Here is a 19461-nt window from a genome sequence, read left to right as displayed (position 1 = left end):
CTAAATCCTGGTTCGAGCACGATCTTGGCGCGGGGCGCGGGGCGCGGGGCGCGGGGCGCGGGGCGCGGGGCGCGGGGCGCGGGGCGCGGGGCGCGGGGCGCGGGGCGCGAGGCGCGGGGCGCGAGGCGCGGGGCGCGAGGCGCGAGGCGCGAGGCGCGGGGCGTGGGGCGCGCGAGGCGCGAGGCGCGAGGCGCGGGGCGCGCGCGGCGCGCGCGGCGCGGACCTGGGCGGAAGGGGGTGGCTGTCGGTCGACGGGGATAGGCTTGCGTCGTGCACCCCCCGTCCGGCTGGACGAGGGGCCGCCGTCGTGTGCGTCGACTCCCCGAAAGGTTTGCCTTGCTCACCGGTCTGTTCACCGCAGCCCTGGCCGACCCCGGGCTGACCCGGGCGCGTGACCTGGCGCGCTCCGGTGCCGCCCAGGTCGACGGCCTCGACATCACCGCCCCGGCGGCCCTGCGCCCGTTCGCCGTCGCGGCGGTCGCCGCTGACAACGACGGCGCCGGGCGACCGGTGCTGGCGGTGACCGCCACCACCCGGGAGGCCGACGACCTCGCCGCCGCGCTGGGCGGGTTGCTCCCGGCCGAGCAGGTGGTGGTCTTCCCCTCCTGGGAGACGCTGCCGCACGAGCGGCTGTCCCCCCGCTCCGACACTGTCGGGCGGCGGCTGGCAGTGCTGCGCCGGCTGGCGCACCCGGAGGCGACCGACGCGCACGGCGGCACCGGGCCACTGCGAGTGGTGGTGGCCCCGGTCCGTTCCCTGCTCCAGCCGCAGCTCAAGGGGCTCGGCGATCTGGAGCCGGTGCAGCTCGCCGCCGGCGAGGAGGCCGACCTGGAAGAGGTCGCCCGCCGCCTGATCGACATGGCCTACGCCCGGGTCGACCTGGTCACCAAGCGCGGCGAGTTCGCGGTGCGCGGCGGCATCCTGGACGTCTTCCCGCCCACCGACGAGCACCCGTCGCGTGTCGAGTTCTGGGGCGACGAGGTGGAGGAGATCCGCACCTTCGCCGTCGCCGACCAGCGAACCATCGAGCAGGTTCCGCTGCTCTGGGCACCGCCCTGCCGCGAGCTGCTGCTCACCCCGGCGGTCCGCGACCGGGCCGCCGCGCTCGCCGAGCAGCACCCCGAGCTGGCCGAGATCCTCGACAAGCTGGCCGAGGGCATCCCGGTGGAGGGGATGGAGTCGCTGGCCCCGGTGCTGGTCGGCCCCGACTCGCTGGAGCTGCTGCTGGACGCCATGCCGGCCGGCACCCACGTCCTGCTCTGCGACCCGGAGCGGATCCGCACCCGGGCGCACGACCTGGTGCGTACCTCGGAGGAGTTCTTGCAGGCCAGCTGGGCCGCCGCCGCTGTCGGCGGCCAGGCCCCGGTGGACGTCGGCGCCGCCGCCTTCCGCACCCTCGCCGAGGTACGCGCCGCCGCGGGCAGGCTCGGCCAGCCGTGGTGGACGCTGTCCCCGTTCGGCCTTGTCGAGGGGGAGACCGCCGAGACTCGGCAGCCGTGGGAGGACGCGCCCGAGCAGGCCGCCGTCACTCCGGACGACGCCATCGCGGTGACCCTGTCCGCCCAACCGGCGCCGCTCTATCACGGCGAGACCTCGCGGGTGGTCGAGGACCTTAAGCGTTGGGCCGGCGAGGGTTGGTCGATCGCGCTGGTCTTCGAGGGGCACGGCCCCGCCCAGCGGGCGGTGGAGGTGCTGCGCGACGCCGGTCTGGGCGCCCGGTTGACCGAGGAGGTGCCGACAGCGCCCGTCCCCGGTGAGCTGGTGGTCACCTGCGCTGCGCTGAGCAGCGGGTTCGTCGACGAGGCGTCCCGCTTTGTGCTGCTCACCGGCAATGACGTGACAGGCGGTCGGGGCACCTCGACACGCGACATGCGCAAGATGCCGAGCCGGCGGCGCAACACCATCGACCCGCTGGAGTTGAAGACCGGCGACCACGTGGTGCACGAGCAGCACGGCATCGGCCGCTACATCGAGCTGGTGCAGCGCACAGTCAACGGCGCCAGCCGGGAATACCTCGTCATCGAGTACGCGGCCAGCAAGCGGGGCCAGCCCGGCGACCGGTTGTTCGTCCCGACCGACCAGCTCGACCAGCTCTCCCGCTACGTGGGCGGCGAGCAGCCCACCCTGCACAAGATGGGTGGCTCGGACTGGCAGAAGTCCAAGGCCCGGGCCCGTAAGGCGGTCCGGGAGATCGCCGCGCAGCTCATCCAGCTCTACGCCGCCCGCAAGGCGTCCAAGGGGCACTCGTTCGGTCCGGACACCCCGTGGCAGCGGGAGCTGGAGGACGCCTTCCCCTGGCAGGAGACGCCGGACCAGCTCGCCGCTATCGACGAGGTCAAGCGGGACATGGAGCAGACCGTCCCGATGGACCGGCTGATCTGCGGTGACGTCGGCTACGGCAAGACCGAGATCGCGGTCCGGGCGGCGTTCAAGGCGGTACAGGACGGCAAGCAGGTGGCTGTGCTGGTGCCGACCACCCTGCTGGTTCAGCAGCACTACAACACGTTCGCCGAGCGGATGAGCCAGTTCCCGGTCCAGATCCGGCAGCTGTCCCGGTTCCAGACGGCGAAGGAGACCGAGCGGACGCTGGAGATGGTCGCCGACGGCACCGTCGACATCGTCATCGGTACGCACCGGCTGTTGCAGACGGCGACCCGCTTCAAGCAGTTGGGTCTGGTGATCGTCGACGAGGAGCAGCGCTTCGGTGTCGAGCACAAGGAGCACCTGAAGACGCTGCGCGCGTCGGTCGACGTGCTCAGCATGTCGGCCACCCCGATCCCGCGCACCCTGGAGATGGCGATCACCGGCATCCGGGAGATGTCCACCATCGCCACCCCACCGGAGGAGCGGCACCCGGTGCTCACCTTCGTCGGCGCGCAGGACGACCGTCAGGTGGCCGCGTCCATCCACCGTGAGCTGCTCCGCGACGGGCAGGTCTTCTACCTGCACAACCGGGTCGAGTCGATCGACCGGGCGGCACGGCGGCTGCGGGAGCTGGTGCCCGAGGCGCGGGTCGCTGTGGCGCACGGCCAGATGAGCGAGGACGCCCTGGAGAAGGTCATGGTCGGCTTCTGGGAGAAGGAGTTCGACGTCCTGGTCTGCACCACGATCGTGGAGTCCGGCATCGACATCCCGAACGCCAACACCCTGATCGTGGAGCGGGCCGACCTGCTCGGCCTGGCCCAGTTGCACCAGATCCGGGGCCGGGTCGGCCGGGGCCGGGAGCGGGCGTACGCCTACTTCCTCTACCCGCCGGAGAAGCCGCTCACCGAGCACGCCCACGAGCGGTTGGCCACCATCGCCCAGCACACCGAGTTGGGTGCCGGCATGTACGTGGCGATGAAGGACCTGGAGATCCGGGGCGCCGGCAACCTGCTCGGCGGCGAGCAGTCCGGGCACATCGAGGGCGTCGGTTTCGACCTGTACGTGCGGATGGTCGGCGAGGCGGTCTCCGCGTTCAAGGGGGAGCGACCGGAGGAGGAGACCGACGTCAAGATCGACCTGCCGGTCGACGCGCACCTGCCGCACGACTACGTGAGCGTGGAGCGGCTGCGCCTGGAGATGTACCGCAAGCTCGCCGAGGCGCGCGACGAGGAGCGGCTGGGCGAGGTGATCGCCGAGATGACCGACCGGTACGGCGAGCCGCCCGCCCCGGTGCAGAACCTGGTGGAGGTGGCCCGGTTCCGTCTGCTGGCCCGCCGGTACGGCCTGACCGACGTGTCGATGCAGGGCAAGCACGTACGGTTCGGCCCGCTGCCGCTACCGGACTCGAAGCAGTTGCGGCTCAAGCGCTACCACCCGGATGCCGTCTACAAGCAGGCCACCGACCAGGTCAGCGTGCCCCGACCGACCACCCGTCGGATCGGCGGCGAGCCGCTGCGTGACCAGGCGCTGCTCCAGTGGTGCGCGCAACTGCTCTCCGATGTGCTCGGTGCTCCCGCCTCACTCGCCGTGGCCGCGAGCGGCTGAGCCATCGCCGTGGCCGCGAGCGGCTGAGCCATCGCCGTGGCCGCGAGCGGTTGAGCCATCGCCGTAGCCGCGAGCGGTTGAGCCGGCGGTGTGCTCTCGACCAGGGACGGCGCGTCGACGCCGTCCCTGGTTCCGGGATGAGCGGAGGTGGGGGGTGTCACAACCCCGGGTGACGGCGTGAGAGAGTGACGGCTATGCGTGCTCGCCGTCTTGCCGCCGTCGCCACTGTGGCGCTCGGCCTCGTCGCCCTCTCCGGTTGCCGTGCTGAGCCTGGTATCGCCGCTTACATCGGTGACCAGCGCATTACCGACGTTCAGGTCACCAGCGCGATGAAGGACCTGCGGACGAAGAACCCGGGCCCGGAGTCATCCGCCAGTGGGCAGCCCGCGGCGCCGCAACCGACCCTGCCCAAGGTGGCCGACGTGGTTCGGACCATGGTGCTGACGAAGGTGTGCGAGAAGCTCTCCGCCGAGAAGAACTACCAGCCGCGCGGCCAGGTGGCGGCCGACCAGGCCGCCCAGCAGCTCGGTCTCGACCCGCAGACCGGGCACGTGCGGGAGGTGGCGAAGCTCTTCACCTGCCTGTCCGGGTTGCCGGCCGAGCCCGTCGAGCCGAGCAAGGAGGAGATCGCCGACGTGATCGCCGCCGGGCGTGCGGCCGGCAAGATCCCCGCTGAGGTGACCGATGCGGAGGCCGCCCAGCAGCTCGACGGCGAGCAGCTGCGCGGCGCGCTGGCGACCAAGAGGATCCTGGCCGAGGCGGTCGGTCGGTACGACGTCACGGTCAGCCCTCGGTACCGTCCGCTTGAGTTCCCGCTGCTCAGCTTCGCCGGTGACGCACCCGCGGTGAGTGTGCCGTTGGGTGAGCCGGGCTCCGACGCGGTCACCGACATCTCCACCCCGGAGGGGCCGACCGGGACGCCGGAGGCCGAGGGCACGGCCAGCTGAGCATGACCGCACGGATCGTCCTCCTGGTCACCTCACCCCGGTTGCCCGCCGGCCTGTTGACGGCCGCCGCCTGGGACGTCGTACGCCAGCACCCCGTGTTGACCGGCGCGGACAGTGAGTTGACCACGGCCGTGCGCCAGGCGGGCGCCGAGGTCACAGTGGTGGACGGTCCGGCGACGCAGCCGTTGCTGGACGCGGTGGCGACGCACGGCACCGTGGTGTGGCTGGCCGGTCCGGCGGGTGACGAGGCGCTGGCCCGGGAGTTGGGTCTGCGGTTGGCCCGGCAGCCGGGGTTGGCCGAGATGGAGTTGATGTACGGCTCCTGGGATCCGCCGGGCGCCAGGCTGCTCGACGCGGTGGCCGTGCTGGATCGACTGGCCTCTCCCGGTGGCGACCCGTGGAAGCGGGCGCAGACGCACCGTAGCCTCGCCGGTTATCTGCTGGAGGAGAGCTACGAGGCGTACGACGCGATCAGCGCCGACGACACCGACGCGCTGCGCGAGGAGTTGGGCGACGTGTTGTTGCAGGTGGTGCTGCACGCGCGGCTCGCCGAGGAGTTGCCCGAGGACGAGCGGTGGACGATCGATGACGTGGCCGGTGGTCTGGTCGACAAGATGATCAGGCGCAATCCGCACGTCTTCGCCGGTGCTGAGGCGGGCACCCTGGAGGAGATCACCGAGAACTGGGAGCGGATCAAGCGCGCGGAGAAGGCACGGCACTCGGTGTTGGACGGCGTGGCACTGAGTCAGCCCGCGCTGGCCCTGGCAACGCAGATCCTGGACCGGGCCGCCCGCACTGGCGTCAACGTCCCACTCCCGTCGGCCGACGACCAGACCGACGCCGAGGCAAGGCTGGGCGTCGATCTCCTGGCAAGGGTGGCCGCCGCCCGCGAGGCCGGCGCGGATCCCGAAGCGGCTCTCCGCCGCACCACCCTCGCCCACGCCGAAACCATCCGCCAGGCCGAACCCCCACCCCCACCCGCCAGGTCGCGGTGATCAAGAGGTTTACGTCGAGAGTCGGCTCGGACCTGACGCGAACCTCTTGATCAACTCGACGCTGCCGGGGCGGTGGGTGGAACCGGCGGCGGAGCGTACGGCGGTCGGTAGGGTGGGGCGGTGGAAGCGTTTGGGGTGCTGGCTGAGCGGGTTGTCGAGGCTTTACTGGAGTCGCGGCCGGGGGTTGCCACCGCCGCCGGTGACCACCGTTTCGACGACCGGCTGCCGGACCTGTCCGCTGACGGGTTGACAGCCGATCGGGCGATGCTCTCCGACGCGGCCAACGCACTGTCCGAACTGGACCCGGACTCGCTCGACGTCGACGAGCAGGTCGACCACGCGCTGCTCACCTCATTCGTGGACCGGGAGCTGTTCGAGCTGACCGAGATCCGGTCGCACGAGTGGGACCCGCTGCGGCACAACCCCGGCCCGCTGCTGCACCCGCTGCTGGCCCGCCCGTACGCCCCCGCGGACGTGCGGCTGACCCAACTTGCCGGCCGGCTCGCCGCCGTACCGGACGCCCTCGCCACCGCCCGCGCGACGCTGCGGGACATGCCGCGCATCCACGCGGAGACGGCGGTCGGGCAGTTCACCGGCACCGCCGCGCTGATCCGCGACGAGCTGCCGGCGTTGCTCGCCCAGGCGCCGGGCCACCTGGACCGGGTCGAACCGGCGGCCACCGCCGCGATTGCCGCGCTGGACGAGTTCGTCGCCTGGCTGCGCGTCGGCCTGGCCGCCGACGCCGGCCCCGGCCGTGACCCGCGACTGGGCCGGCGCCGCTGGGAGGCCCGACTCTGGCACACCCTCGACACCGAGTTGGGCGCCGCCGAGATCCAGCGTCGCGCCTGGGCCAACCTGGACCGGGTCACCGCGGAGATCCGCGAGGCGGCCGTCGAGCTGGTCGGCGGTCCGGCCGACGACGCGTCAGTACGTCGGGCGTTGGACCTGCTCGCCGCCGAGCACCCGAACGACGCGACGATCGTCGAGCTGGCCGCTGTGACACTGGACGAGGCGACCGACTTCGTCCGCGCGCACGACCTGGTCACGCTGGTGGACGACCGGTGTGTGATCCAGGAGATGCCGGAGTTCGCCCGGGGGGTCGCTGTGGCGTACTGCGACGCGCCCGGCCCCCTGGAGACCGCCGTCGTGCCGACCTTCTACTGCATCGCGCCCACCCCCTCGGACTGGCCGGCGCAGCGGGTCGAGTCGTTCTACCGCGAATACAACGACCACATGATCCGCAACCTCACCGTGCACGAGGCGATGCCCGGGCACTTCCTTCAGCTCGCCCACGCCCGCCGCTACGTGGGTGGCACACGGGTCCGCGCGCTGGCCGAGTCCGGCCCGTTCATCGAGGGCTGGGCGGTCTACGCGGAGGAGGTGATGACGGGCCTCGGCTTCGGCGGTCTGCCGGTGCGGTTGCAGCAGCTCAAGATGCAACTACGGATGACAATCAACGCGCTGCTCGACCAGTTGGTGCACGCCGAGGACCTGCCCGAGGCCGAGGCGATGGCGTTGATGACCGGGCGCGGCTTCCAGGAGGAGGGCGAGGCGGCCGGCAAGTGGCGGCGTGCGCAGCTCACCTCCACCCAGCTCTCCACCTACTTCGTCGGCTACAGCGAGGTCGCCGAGATCGCCGCCGCCCGCCCGGACGGGGTGTCGGTCCGCGACTGGCACGACGCGATGCTCGCCCACGACTGCCCGCCCCCGCGCCACCTGCGCACCCTGCTCGGTCTCTGAGGAGAACGCCGGGCCGCGCGGGTCTCACCGCCGCCCGGCGGTCACCGTCGCGTCGATGAGCCAGCGTGAGATGGAGTACGCGGGCGGCAGTTGCGCCGGCAGCGCATCCAGGCCGAACCACTGGGCGCTGGTCAGCTCCCGCCCGTCGACCACCGGTTCGGCCTGCGGGTCGGCGGCACGGGCGGTGAAGCCGGCGAGCAGCACGCCCGGGCCGGAGATCGCCCACGGCTGGCTGCCGAAGTAGGCCAGCCGGTCGACGGGCAGCCCGACCTCCTCACCGACCTCCCGGTGTACCGCCGCCTCAAGTGTTTCGCCGGCCTCGACGAAGCCGGCCACCAGCGCCCACAGCCCGGTCGGACCGGTGGCGTGCCGGACCAGCAGCAGCTCGTCGACGTGCCCGGGCGGGCCGGGCCGGGTGATCGCCACCAGTACAGCCGCGGAGAGCTGCATCGGCACGTACAGCCCGCAGTCGGGGCACTGTCGGGCGGTCTCGCCGGGTCGGTCCGTCAGCTCCGCTCGGCAGGCGCCGCACCACCGGTGGGTACGCCGCCAGGTCAGCACCGCCAGCGCCCGGCCGGCGAGCGTGGCGTACGGCTCCGGCACCTCGGCGGCGAGTGACGCCCAGCCGCGTGCCGGGCCGGGAAGACCGGTGGCGGTGGTGGTCAGGTCGGTGCCCCAGGCGGGCACGCCATCGAGCGTGCCCAGCGGCACCCAGTCGGTGTCGGCGGGCAGGTCGGCGACGCGGAGGGGTCGACCGTCGACACCGGTCAGCAGCTTCGCGCCGGTCACCGGCAGGGCCAGGTCGCCGGGGCCGGGAGGCCGGCTCCGATCGGCTCCCGGCAGGAACCCGCCGGGCGGCGTTCCGGTCGCGGACCCGTCGGGTGGTACGACGGCTGGGCGCCCTGCCGGTCTGTCGGTCACGAGCCGCCGGGGCGGCGGTCGACGACGTCGGCCCCGGCGGGCGGGTCGAACGCACCCTCGTCGACTGTCGCGGAGTAGTTGCTCAGTGCCAGCTCCATCGGCTTCCCGTCGACCGGCCCGGTGAAGCTGCCGAGCACGCCCTCGGTGGTCACGCAGGCGGTGAAGTCGCCGGACGACGAGCTCTGCACAGCGACGCAGGCGGCGTGGTGCCCGGCGACTGTGGTGTCGCTCTGCCTGATGACTGCCTGTGGGTCGAGCGCGGCGGCGGTGAGCAGCCCGACCACCACCGGCGGGGTGACGAGGCCCTGCTGGTTGGCCTCGCCGAACAGCGTCACAGTGGGCTTGCTGCCCGGCGTGGGCGGGGTGATCAGCGTGCACTGCGGGCGGGCGGCCGTCGTCGCGCACCGGGTGATGGCCTCCGGGGTGACGGTGAGTTGCCCGCCCGGATAGGTGTACGTGGATCGCGCCGGGTCCTGCGCCTGCACGATCGCGGCGCGCTGGCCGCCGGGCAACTGGTAGTCGGCCGAGTAGGTCAACTCCAGGGCCCGATCGAGCCGGGCGGCGAGGTCGTTGACGAGGTCCGAGCGGCCCATGGCGACTCCGGCGTCCTCGAATGTCTGACAGCCGGTGACCGTGAGCGACGCGATGACCGACACGGCGAGCATGCGGAGGGTGGTCGAGGCGGCGGGCATGGCGACCAGCCTGGTGGATCTGGTCCGCGCAGCGCAAACCCGTTGCCGGTTGACGCCCGGAAATCCGGGAATGTCCGTCAACGCGGGGTGACCCGGGTGCGCGGGCGACGCCGTGCCCGTTCGCGCCGCCCGATACGCTGCGTTCAACACCTGCCTCAGCCGCACCGTCGCGGCCCACCCACGGACCGGATCACAACAACGAGGAGCGACTTAGTGGCAACCATCGAGGGAATCGTCGCCCGGGAGATTCTCGACTCGCGGGGCAACCCGACGGTCGAGGTCGAGGTCGGTCTGGACGACGGCACGGTAGCCCGCGCCGCCGTGCCGTCCGGCGCCTCCACCGGCGCCTTCGAGGCGATCGAGCTGCGCGACGGTGACGCCGACCGCTACCAGGGCAAGGGCGTGGAGAAGGCGGTCTCCAACGTCGAAGACAAGATCGTCGACCAGATCATCGGGTACGAGGCCAGCGAGCAGCGGCTGATCGACCAGAAGATGCTCGACATCGACGGCACGGAGAGCAAGTCGGAGCTGGGCGCGAACGCCATCCTCGGGGTCTCCCTGGCGGTGGCGAAGGCCGCTGCCGGCAGCGCCGAGCTGAGCCTCTTCCGCTACCTGGGTGGCCCGAACGCGCACCTCCTGCCCGTGCCGATGATGAACATCCTCAACGGTGGCGCGCACGCCGACTCGAACGTCGACATCCAGGAGTTCATGATCGCGCCGATCGGCGCGCCCACCTTCCGTGAGGCGCTGCGCTCGGGCGCGGAGGTCTACCACGCCCTGAAGTCGGTGCTGAAGAAGAAGGGCCTCTCCACCGGGCTCGGCGACGAGGGTGGCTTCGCGCCGAACCTGCCGACGAACGCGGCGGCCCTGGACCTGATCGCCGAGGCGGTCGAGAAGGCCGGTTACCGGCTCGGCACCGACATCGTGTTCGCGCTCGACGTGGCGGCCACCGAGTTCTTCGACAACGGCACCTACACGTTCGAGGGTGCCGCGAAGTCCGCCGAGGAGATGAGCACCTACTACACGAAGCTGGCCGACGAGTACCCGATCGTGTCGATCGAGGACCCGCTGGCCGAGGACGACTGGAGCGGCTGGCAGACGCTGACCGCCTCGATCGGCGACCGGGTGCAGATCGTCGGTGACGACCTGTTCGTGACCAACCCGCAGCGCATCGCCCGTGGCATCGCGGAGAAGGCGGCGAACGCGGTCCTCGTCAAGGTCAACCAGATCGGCTCGCTGACCGAGACCCTGGACGCGGTGGACCTGGCGCACCGGGCCGGCTTCAAGTGCATGATGAGCCACCGCTCCGGCGAGACCGAGGACACCACCATCGCCGACCTGGCCGTGGCCACCGGCTGCGGCCAGATCAAGACCGGCGCGCCGGCCCGCTCGGACCGCGTCGCCAAGTACAACCAGCTGCTCCGGATCGAGGAGGAGCTGGCCGACGCGGCGCGCTACGCCGGCGCTGGCGCGTTCCCGCGCTACCGTTCGGCCTGAGCCACGAAAGCCTCGGGGGAGGGGTGTGACGATGCAGCAGCGCCGCACACCGGGTGGTCAGCGTCCCGCCCGCCGGCCGGGTCAGTCCGGTCGGCCGGGCGGTGGGCGCGCCACGCGGGGATCGGTCCGGGAGGCCGGCGTGCGCGCCGAGCCGCGTGCCGCCGGTCGCGCGCCGGGTGCTGCCCGTGGCGCCGAAGGCGTTCGCTCCGCGAATCGTCCGGCCGCCGCTCGGCGTACCGCTGCCGCTGGTGCCGTGAAGCGGCTCGCCGCACCCCACCCCCGCCGCTTCACCGGCCGGGCCACAGTGCTGTTCGCTGTCCTGATCGCGCTCGCTCTTGCCTACACCTATCCGGTCCGGGTCTACCTGGACCAGCAGGCCGACATCGAGCGGATGGAGGCGGCCCAGGCGGTGCAGGAGCGGGAGATCGCCAAGCTCGCCGCCGAGGCCGCCAACTGGAAGGACCCCGAGTACATCAAGACGCAGGCTCGGGAACGGTTCTTCATGGGCCGGCCCGGCGAGAAGATGATGGTGGTGCTGCACGACCCGGAGGGCGCCGCCCGGGACGCCGGGAAGTCGGCCGGTTCGGCCCCGCCAGCCGGGCCGGTGACCTGGTACGACACGCTCTGGTCGAGCGTGCGGGCGGCGGACAGCCAGCAGCCGGGCCAGTGATCCACCGACCAGCACACCAGGAGAGATGGGCACCGTGACTGTCGTACCACCGTCGGAGCCGGCGGCGGATTCCGTTCCTCTGCCGCAGCGCGAACCGGCCACCGAGGCCGACCTGGCCGCTGTGGCAGCGCAGCTCGGCCGGACGCCCCGGGGCACCCGCGCGGTGGCCCACCGGTGCCCGTGTGGCCTTCCCGACGTGGTGGAGACGACCCCCCGCCTCGCCGACGGCACCCCGTTCCCGACGCTCTACTACCTGACCTGCCCCCGGGCCACCGCTGCGTGCAGCCGACTGGAGTCGGCGGGGCTGATGAAGGAGATGGCGGACCGGCTGGCGACGGATCCGGAGTTGGCCGCCCACTACCGTGCCGCGCACGAGGACTACCTCACCCGCCGGGAGGCGATCGGCGAGGTGCCGGAGATCGCCGGCATCTCGGCCGGTGGGATGCCGGGTCGGGTGAAGTGCCTGCACGTGCACCTGGGCCACGCGTTGGGCGCCGGCCCCGGGGTGAACCCGCTCGGCGACGAGACGTTGGGCCTGGTCGAGCCCTGGTGGTCGGCGGGGCCGTGCGTGGACGTGCCGGCGGCCGAATGAGCACGCAGGCCGGGTCCGAGGCACCCGAGAGTCAGATCCTGGTACGGCGGGCCCGCACCGGGGACGTGCGGGGCATCCGACGACTCGTCGACACCTACACCGACGACCGGCGGCTGCTGAGCAAGGCCACCGTCACCCTCTTCGAGGACGTGCAGGAGTTCCGGGTCGCGGTCCGGGCCGAGGACGACGTCGTGGTGGGCTGCGGTGCGCTGCACGTCATGTGGGAGGACCTGGCCGAGATCCGCACTGTGGCGGTGGACCCGTCCTGCCGGGGCCGGCGCATCGGTCACCGGCTGGTCGCTGAGCTGATCGACGCGGCCCGGGAGTTGGGCGTGGCACGGATCTTCGTGCTCACCTTCGAGACCCGGTTCTTCGGCTCGTTCGGTTTTCGGGAGATCGACGGCGCTCCGGTGCCGCAGCCGGTCTACGAGCAGCTGCTGCGCTCGTACGACGAGGGTGTCGCGGAATTCCTGGACCTGGAGCGGGTCAAGCCGAACACGCTGGGCAACACCCGGATGCTGCTGCGCCTCTAGGTCAGGCCCTGCGGGGGTGGGCGGCGAAGAACTCCCACATCAGGTCGGTGGCGGACAGCCCCGCCGAGGACGCGGCGAGTTGGCCCGACGTCGCCCCCGGCCAACTGTGACCCATGTCGGCGATCGTGTAGACGCTGACCTCGCTGCCGTCCGCGCAGCTAGCCACCGTGTGCGTCACCCCCGGCACCCCGGACGCCTTCGGGCTCGGCCGGCAGCCGAGCCGCTGCTGCCAGGTCCGCATGCCGGCCTGGAAGGTCGAGGCGTAGCGGTCCTGGCCGCCGATGAAGGTGATCACGGAGACCGGGCTCTTCGGCACGTAACTGTCGGCGGTGGTCAGGTTTCCGCTGTAACCACCGCTGACCACCCCGATCGCGGCGAACCTGCCGGTGCTCTCCACCGCCGCCCGGAAGCTCATGTCGCCGCCGTTCGAGATGCCGGTGAGGAACACCCGGTTCGGGTCCGCGTGCCACGTCTGCACCAGATGATCGGTGAGGGCGTTGAGGAAGCCGACGTCGTCCTCGCTGCCGCAGCAGATCAGCGCGTTGAAGCCGCCGCCCTGCCCGTCGGGGTAGGCGACCAGCACGTTGTCAGTGTCGGCCCTGGCCTCCAGGCCCGCCAACTCCCGCATCGAGGATCCGAGGCCGGGATAGAAGTGCAGCGCGATGACCAGCGCGGAGGCTCTGCCCGGGTCGTACCCCGGTGGGGCGTGCAGCAGGTAGCTGCGGTCGCGTCCGTTGTGGTGCACCGTGAGTTGGTGGTCACCGGCCGCCGGCCGTTCGCTCGACGCGGACGGTGCGGCTGGCGAGGCCGACGAGGGCTGCCCCCGCTCACCACAAGCTGCGGCAACGACCAGGAGACAGAGCCCCGTCAACACCGCCACTGTTCGCCGCACGCCGGCCACCCCCCGTCGACCTCGCGGTCCACACTGGAGAGCGTTCGGCAGCGAATCAACCCTTTCGGTCCTGGGCGAAGGCAGGCAGGCTGTTGCCATGCTTCGCCTCCAGCTCGGGTCGGCCGACCTGTGCCGGGTGCGGTTCGCCGATCGGCTGCATCCGGTCGGGATCGCGCTGCTGGCTGGTCAGTGGCTGCGCGATCCGACTGTCGCTGCGATGGCACCGACACTGGCGAGGCGGGCGGCGGCGGCCGAGAGCACTGCTGCCGCCGAGACTGCCACGGCGATTCTGCGGCATCTGCTGCCCGACCGGGGACGTCTGCCGGACTTCGTCACCCCCTTCGACGGCCTGGAGTCGGTGGAGGCCGGACTGGAGGCGATCAGGGCCACCCCGGCGCGGCGGGTCCGCGCCGAGGTCACCCTGGCGTACGCGGACACGTCGGCCAGCCCGCTGCGGCGGCGGTTCGCGGCGGCCGACCCGGAGGTGCTGGACCTGTTCGGCGGGGCCGTGCGGACCTGGTGCGACGCGGTGCTCGAACCGCACTGGGCCGAGCTGGTGTCGGCGTACCGTCAGCAGGTGACGGCTGCCAGTCAGCGGCTGGCGCAGCACGGCCTGGCCAGTCTCTTCGCCGGCCTGCACCCGGGGATCCGGTGGCGGGAGCCGGTGCTGGAGGTGCGGACGTGGTGGGACGGCGATCTCCCCGGCACCGGCCACGGGATCATCCTGCTGCCTTCGCCGTTGGCCGGGCCGCGGCCCCGGGTGCTTGTCGAGCAGGGTTACCCGATCCTGCTCGTCTACCCGGTGGTCATGCCCGCGCGCGGGGCTCCCGCCGACGACGATGCCCTCGGTCGGTTGCTCGGCGTCACCCGGGCGCTGGTGCTGCGCCGACTGGCGGCCGACGGCGGGTTGACCACCACGGTGTTGTCCCGGGCGGTCGGGATCAGTCTCTCCTCGGCCTCGGAGCACGCCCGCGCGCTGCGGACGGCCGGTCTGGTGACCAGCGAGCGGGAGGGCGGGGCCGTCCGATATCACCTGACCGCGCTCGGGGTGGGGTTGTTGCGGGGCCCGTCGGGCGACCTGGGCGGGTCGTGGCCCACTGCCGACCAAGCCGCCGGACGGCCGCCTGTCCTGCCGTAAGGTTGCTGCCGTGACGACGCGTGTGGCGGCCATCGACTGCGGGACCAACTCGATCCGACTGCTGGTCGCCGACCTGCCCGACGCCTCGGCCGGGCCGCAGGCGCCGCTGGTCGACCTGACCCGGCGGATGGAGATCGTCCGGTTGGGGCAGGGCGTGGACCGCACCGGTCGACTGGCGCCGGAGGCGATCGAACGGACCCGGGTGGCGTTGGCGTCGTACGCCGCCGACATTGAGAAGCTCGGCGCGCAGCGGGTGCGGATGTGTGCCACCTCGGCCTCCCGCGATGCCGCCAACGCCGCCGATTTCACCGAGATGGTGCAGGCCACCCTCGGTGTCGCGCCCGAGGTGGTCAGTGGCGACGAGGAGGCCCGGCTGTCGTTCACCGGCGCGGTGCGCGGGCTGCCCGCCGACGCGAAGGAGCCGTTCCTGGTCGTCGACATCGGTGGTGGTTCCACCGAGTTCGTGGTCGGTGACCGGGCCGCCGGTGTGCGGTCGGCGATCTCGGTGGACATCGGCTGCGTCCGGATGACCGAGCGGCACCTGCCCGGTGACCCGCCGACGTCCGAGCAGGTCGCGGCGGCGCAGGCCGACATCGCCGCGGTGGTGGACCGGGCGCTCGCAGCGGTGCCCGGTCGCGAGGCGGCCACCCTGGTCGGCCTCGCCGGGTCGGTCACCACAGTGGTCGCGCTCGCGCAGGGCCTGCGGGAGTACGACCCGGAGCGCATCCACCACGCCCGGGTGTCGTACGAGGAGGTCGCCCGGGTGACAGCGGAGCTGCTGGGTCAGACCCGTGCGCAGCGGTTGGCGAACCCGGTGATGCACCCGGGCCGCGCCGACGTGATCGGCGCTGGTGCGCTGGTGCTGCGCGTGATCATGGAGCGGGCCGGGATGCCGTCGGTGGTCGCCTCGGAGCACGACATCCTCGACGGCATCGCCTGGAGCCTCCAGTAGGCCACGCGCCGACCGGTCCGTCCCGGCGGAGCCGCGCCTCAGTCCCTCGTTGCGTCGATCTTGCTCGTTGCTCTCACATCCTTGATTGAGCGCGATCAAGTGGCGTCCGCCCCGGATGCTCGCGCTCCGCTCGGCGTGTTGGGGCGTGATCGTTGACGCTACTTCGTAATACGCAGTAGTGTGCAATGCGTGGACACCACACAGTTGTTGAAGGGCGTGCTTGATCTGGCCGTCCTGGCCGTGCTCCGAGAGGAGGACGGTTACGGTTACGACATCCTGCGCCGGCTGCGCGAGGCCGGCCTGGAGGAGGTCGGTGACGCCTCGGTCTACGGGACGTTGCGCCGCCTCTTCGCCGCCGGCCTGCTCACCACCTACGTCGTGCCGAGCGAATCCGGGCCGCACCGTAAGTACTACTCACTCAACGCCGCGGGGCGTGACCAGCTGACCCGCTCCGGCAAGCTCTGGCGCTCGTTCGCCACCACAATGGACAATCTGCTCGACGATCGGGGGATGGCGGCATGACCGTCGCGGAGCAGGAGATCACCGACTATGTGGCGCGGGTCCGGGCCGCTCTGGCCGACCTGCCGCCCGGGCAACGCGACGAGTTGACCGAGGACCTCGCCGACCACCTCGCCGAGGTCGCCGCCGAGGCCGAGGGCACCCTTGTCGAGCGGTTGGGCGAGCCCGAGACGTACGCCGCCGAGCTGCGCGCCGCGGCCGGCGCCGCGCCGGGCAGCGGCCGCAACCTCGACCAGCGGGTGGCGAGCGCGATGGCCCGGGTCCGCGGCCGGCTGCGCGCCATGGACACCCGCCTCGGCCCACCACTGGGGTACGAGACGGCCAGCGATTTCCTCCGGCTCCTGCGCCCGGCCTGGTGGGTGCTGCGCGGCTATCTGGCGGCGATGCTGATCACGGTGATCACCACCGGTGGCGAATTCGGGCTGCTGCCGAGGTTCGGCGGTGAGCTGCTCGCCGGCCTGATCATGCTGATCGGCTTCGTGCTCGGCTCCATCTGGATCGGTCGTCGTTCGGCCCAGCTGACCCGCTGGCCGCGCTCGGCGGTGCAGGTCGCCAGCGTGGTGCTGGTGGTCTTCGCGTTCGCCGCGCTGATCCAGGCCGAGGACCGGATGCGCTACGGCGACTACGGCTACGACCAGACCGCTGTCGACAGCCCGTACGACCGGGTCCGGGACGTCTTCGTCTACGACAGCGAGGGTCGCCTGGTGGAGAACGCCCGGCTCTTCGACCAGAACGGCAACCCGATCCGGCTCGGCTACCCGGACTGCTCGGACGGGGCCTATGAAAAGCAGATGCTGCGGGCCTACCCGTACTGCCCGGAGCAGGCGCCCTTCGTGCCGCGCGCACCGGGCGCGCCCCTTCCACCCGCGCCAGCGACCAGCGCACCGGGCCCGACCAGCACCCCGGACCCGAGCGGAACACCAGGGGAGACCGGGACGCCGCTGCCGACCGCTACGGCCACGGCCACCGGCCTGCCGCTGAGCGCAACGCCAACCCCCACCCCGACGCGCTGAACCACAGTGTGAACTGGATCATGCAGAGGAAGCTGGGAAATATCTGAACGGACGAGGCGAGCGGGACGGCACCGGAAATCAATGATCGTTACGGTGTCGTCTGCTCATCAACCCCTCGGAAGGAACCCCCGTGCCAGAGCAGGTCGCACCGCCCCCCGCGCCCGACGCCGCAACCCCTGAGCCGGCCGTCGAGACGCCGCAAGCGGCCGCGCCGCAGCAGGCCGAGCCGGAGCCGGCCGCCGACACGCCGCCGACGGCCAAGCCGGAGCCGACGGCCGAGACGCCGCTGACGGCCGAGACGGAGCCGCCGGCCGAGACGGAGCCGACGGCCGAGACGCCGCCGGCCGACGAGACGCCGCCGGCGGCCGAGCCGAAGGCGGAGAAGTCCGGTGCGGCGAAGGCCCTTGGCATCGTCGGTGCGATCCTCGCCGTCGTCGTCATCGCCGGCCTGAAGTTCGGCGTCGCCTCGGCGATCGGCAACTACTTCAACAAGGACGAGACGGCAGCCGCCAAGACCGGTGACTGCATCGCCGAGCTGCCCGAGGTCACCGGCACCGAGCAGGAGGAGGTCGACGGCGCCAAGGTCGTCGAGTGCACCTCCACCGACGCGGCGTACAGCGTGGTCGGTCGGGTGGACGGCCAGAGCGAGGCGCAGGCCAAGGCCGACACCACCTGCACCCAGTTCTTCAAGGAGGGCCAGGAGGGGTACATCTTCTCCAGCATCGAGCCGGGCAAGACGGGCTACGTGCTCTGCCTGACCAAGAAGGTCTGACCACAGCGGTAGCTCGGCATCGACGGCGGCGGGAGCAGACCCCGCCGCCGTCGACGTACCCGGAGTCACCGGTGGGCGAACAGGAGGTGAATGCCACTGTTCCGGCGTCTTCCCGACGGCCGCGTGGCGTGGCAGGCTACCGGCACGTAGGACCACTGGGCGACCAGCCAACGATGACTGACCGCTAGGAGGACGGCCCATGGGCGAAATGGTGAGCTACCGCAGCAACGGGGGCACGAGCGAGGGGTATCTCGCGATACCCGCCAGCGGCACGGCCAGCCCCGCCGTCATCGTCATTCAGGAATGGTGGGGTCTGGTCCCGCACATCCGGTCGGTGGCGGACCGGTTCGCCGAAGCCGGCTTCGTCGCCCTCGCCCCGGACTTCTACCACGGTGAGACGACCAGCGAGCCGGACGAGGCGCAGCGGCTCCTGCTGGCGATGCGGATGGACGAGGCGGCGAAGGACATCGCCGGAGCTGCCGACTATCTCGCCGGGCGACCCGAGGTCACCGGTAAGGTCGGCGCCGTGGGCTTCTGCGCCGGTGGCAGCCTGGCCCTCTGGTCGGCCACCATCTCCGAGCGGATCGTCGCGACCGCCGGTTTCTATCCCGTGCTGCCCTGGGAGTCGATGCGCCCCGACTGGGCCGACTACGCCGGCAAGGCAGCGGTCATCCACTGCTCCGAAGAGGACGGCACCTCGGCCGACGAGGGCGTACAGACCGCCCGGCGGGCCATCGAGGAGGCCGGCGGCGACTGCCACCTCTACGACTACCCGGGCACCTCGCACGCCTTCTTCAACGACGACCGGCCGGAGGCGTTCGACCAGCGCGCCGCCGCCAGCGCCTGGGCCCGCACCCTGGAACTCTTCCGGGCCAAGCTTGGCTGAGACGCGTACCCCCGCACAGGTGGTCGCCCGCGCAGCGCGGGCGACCGACCTGGCCGACCTCGACGCGGCGGTGAGCGACTGTTTCGCCTGCCCACGGCTGGTCCAATGGCGGGAGGAGGTCGCCCGCACCCGGCGGGCCGCCTTCCGTGACCAGGAGTACTGGGGTCGGCCGGTGCCGGGCTTTGGCAGCGCTGACGCCCGGATCGCCATCCTCGGGCTGGCACCCGCCGCACACGGTGGCAACCGCACCGGCCGGATCTTTACCGGTGACCGGTCGGGTGACGTGCTGTTCGCCGCACTGCACCGGGCCGGGCTGGCCAACCAGCCGACCAGCGTCGCCGCCGACGACGGGCTCACAGTGCGCGACCTGCGGATCTTCTCGGCCGTCCGGTGTGCGCCTCCGGACAACAAGCCGACCCCCCTGGAACGGGACACCTGCGCGCCCTGGCTGCACCGCGAGGTCACGTTGATCCGGCCGACGCTGCGGGTAGTTGTCGCGCTGGGCGCGTTCGCCTGGGCCGCGTGGTGGCCGGTGCTCCGAGCGGTGTACGGGCAGCGCCCGCCCAGCCCGCGACCGGCGTTCGGTCATGGGGCACACTGGTCCGGCACGAACGCTCCGGACGTGCTCGGCTGCTACCACGTCAGTCAGCAGAACACCTTCACCGGGCGGTTGACACCAGGGATGTTGGACGACGTCTTCGGCCAGGCCAAACAGCTGGCCGGAGTGGACTGA

18 protein-coding genes are annotated in these 19461 nt (G+C 72.0%); 15 read left to right on the top strand and 3 right to left on the bottom strand.

What is annotated here, in order from left to right; genetic code table 11:
• Positions 1–336: 336 nt before the first annotated feature.
• The 4 genes from mfd (at position 337) to AB0B94_RS10170 (ending at position 7651) form a co-directional block, all read left to right on the top strand.
• A complete protein-coding gene (gene mfd, locus AB0B94_RS10185) occupies positions 337–3969 on the top strand; it encodes a transcription-repair coupling factor (RefSeq protein WP_357270994.1) in 3633 nt (1210 codons plus the stop codon).
• 194 nt (positions 3970–4163) lie between these two features.
• Positions 4164–4916 (top strand): hypothetical protein, encoded by a 753-nt coding sequence (locus AB0B94_RS10180; protein WP_357270991.1) that lies wholly within the window; start codon positions 4164–4166, stop codon positions 4914–4916.
• Between the two features lie 2 nt (positions 4917–4918).
• A complete protein-coding gene (locus AB0B94_RS10175) occupies positions 4919–5911 on the top strand; it encodes a nucleoside triphosphate pyrophosphohydrolase (protein WP_357270988.1) in 993 nt (330 codons plus the stop codon).
• Between the two features lie 120 nt (positions 5912–6031).
• On the top strand, positions 6032–7651 hold the full coding sequence (locus AB0B94_RS10170) for a DUF885 domain-containing protein (protein WP_357270985.1): 1620 nt from the start codon (positions 6032–6034) through the stop codon (positions 7649–7651).
• A 24-nt stretch (positions 7652–7675) separates the two neighbouring features.
• On the opposite strand, the gene nudC is transcribed toward AB0B94_RS10170, so the two are convergent.
• Complete coding sequence (gene nudC, locus AB0B94_RS10165; RefSeq protein ID WP_357270982.1) at positions 7676–8440, bottom strand: NAD(+) diphosphatase; 765 nt, start codon at positions 8438–8440, stop codon at positions 7676–7678.
• 128 nt (positions 8441–8568) lie between these two features.
• Entirely contained in the window at positions 8569–9264 is a 696-nt protein-coding gene (locus AB0B94_RS10160; protein ID WP_238666681.1) for a hypothetical protein, read from the bottom strand.
• A gap of 213 nt (positions 9265–9477) precedes the next feature.
• Between AB0B94_RS10160 and eno the strand changes: the two genes are divergently transcribed.
• The 4 genes from eno to AB0B94_RS10140 are packed head-to-tail and all read left to right on the top strand — an operon-like array spanning position 9478 to position 12556.
• Positions 9478–10761: a phosphopyruvate hydratase gene (eno, locus tag AB0B94_RS10155; protein WP_091394269.1), complete on the top strand. Its 1284-nt coding sequence runs from the start codon at positions 9478–9480 to the stop codon at positions 10759–10761.
• 31 nt (positions 10762–10792) lie between these two features.
• The gene (locus AB0B94_RS10150; RefSeq protein ID WP_357270977.1) at positions 10793–11431 is read left to right on the top strand and encodes a septum formation initiator family protein; all 639 of its coding nucleotides are present in this window, start codon (positions 10793–10795) and stop codon (positions 11429–11431) included.
• Positions 11432–11465: 34 nt separating this feature from the next.
• A complete protein-coding gene (locus tag AB0B94_RS10145) occupies positions 11466–12023 on the top strand; it encodes a DUF501 domain-containing protein (RefSeq protein ID WP_357270974.1) in 558 nt (185 codons plus the stop codon).
• On the top strand, positions 12020–12556 hold the full coding sequence (locus AB0B94_RS10140; RefSeq protein ID WP_238666677.1) for an amino-acid N-acetyltransferase: 537 nt from the start codon (positions 12020–12022) through the stop codon (positions 12554–12556). The genes AB0B94_RS10145 and AB0B94_RS10140 overlap by 4 nt, the downstream gene beginning before the upstream one ends.
• Before the next feature lies 1 nt (position 12557).
• On the opposite strand, the gene AB0B94_RS10135 is transcribed toward AB0B94_RS10140, so the two are convergent.
• A complete protein-coding gene (locus AB0B94_RS10135; protein WP_357270970.1) occupies positions 12558–13301 on the bottom strand; it encodes a PHB depolymerase family esterase in 744 nt (247 codons plus the stop codon).
• Positions 13302–13545: 244 nt separating this feature from the next.
• Between AB0B94_RS10135 and AB0B94_RS10130 the strand changes: the two genes are divergently transcribed.
• The 7 genes from AB0B94_RS10130 to AB0B94_RS10100 all read left to right on the top strand — a co-directional run bounded on the left by AB0B94_RS10130 (position 13546) and on the right by AB0B94_RS10100 (position 19461).
• The gene (locus tag AB0B94_RS10130) at positions 13546–14586 is read left to right on the top strand and encodes a helix-turn-helix domain-containing protein (protein WP_357270967.1); all 1041 of its coding nucleotides are present in this window, start codon (positions 13546–13548) and stop codon (positions 14584–14586) included.
• Between the two features lie 22 nt (positions 14587–14608).
• Positions 14609–15538, top strand: coding sequence for a Ppx/GppA phosphatase family protein (locus tag AB0B94_RS10125; RefSeq protein WP_357271048.1), 930 nt, complete (start codon positions 14609–14611; stop codon positions 15536–15538).
• 189 nt (positions 15539–15727) lie between these two features.
• Complete coding sequence (locus tag AB0B94_RS10120) at positions 15728–16060, top strand: PadR family transcriptional regulator (RefSeq protein ID WP_357270964.1); 333 nt, start codon at positions 15728–15730, stop codon at positions 16058–16060.
• Positions 16057–17070, top strand: a complete 1014-nt coding sequence (locus tag AB0B94_RS10115) for a hypothetical protein (RefSeq protein ID WP_357270961.1) — start codon at positions 16057–16059, stop codon at positions 17068–17070. The genes AB0B94_RS10120 and AB0B94_RS10115 overlap by 4 nt, the downstream gene beginning before the upstream one ends.
• Positions 17071–17200: 130 nt before the next feature.
• A complete protein-coding gene (locus AB0B94_RS10110; protein ID WP_357270960.1) occupies positions 17201–17842 on the top strand; it encodes a hypothetical protein in 642 nt (213 codons plus the stop codon).
• A gap of 199 nt (positions 17843–18041) precedes the next feature.
• A complete protein-coding gene (locus AB0B94_RS10105) occupies positions 18042–18728 on the top strand; it encodes a dienelactone hydrolase family protein (protein WP_112671006.1) in 687 nt (228 codons plus the stop codon).
• Between the two features lie 19 nt (positions 18729–18747).
• Positions 18748–19461, top strand: coding sequence for a uracil-DNA glycosylase (locus AB0B94_RS10100; protein ID WP_357270955.1), 714 nt, complete (start codon positions 18748–18750; stop codon positions 19459–19461).

Origin of the sequence: Micromonospora sp. NPDC048986 (assembly GCF_040649335.1) — a bacterium.
GTDB classification, from domain to species: Bacteria; Actinomycetota; Actinomycetes; order Mycobacteriales; family Micromonosporaceae; genus Micromonospora; species Micromonospora alfalfae.
Note: the sequence above shows the minus strand (reverse complement) of the source record. Positions and strands in the feature narration are given on the sequence as shown.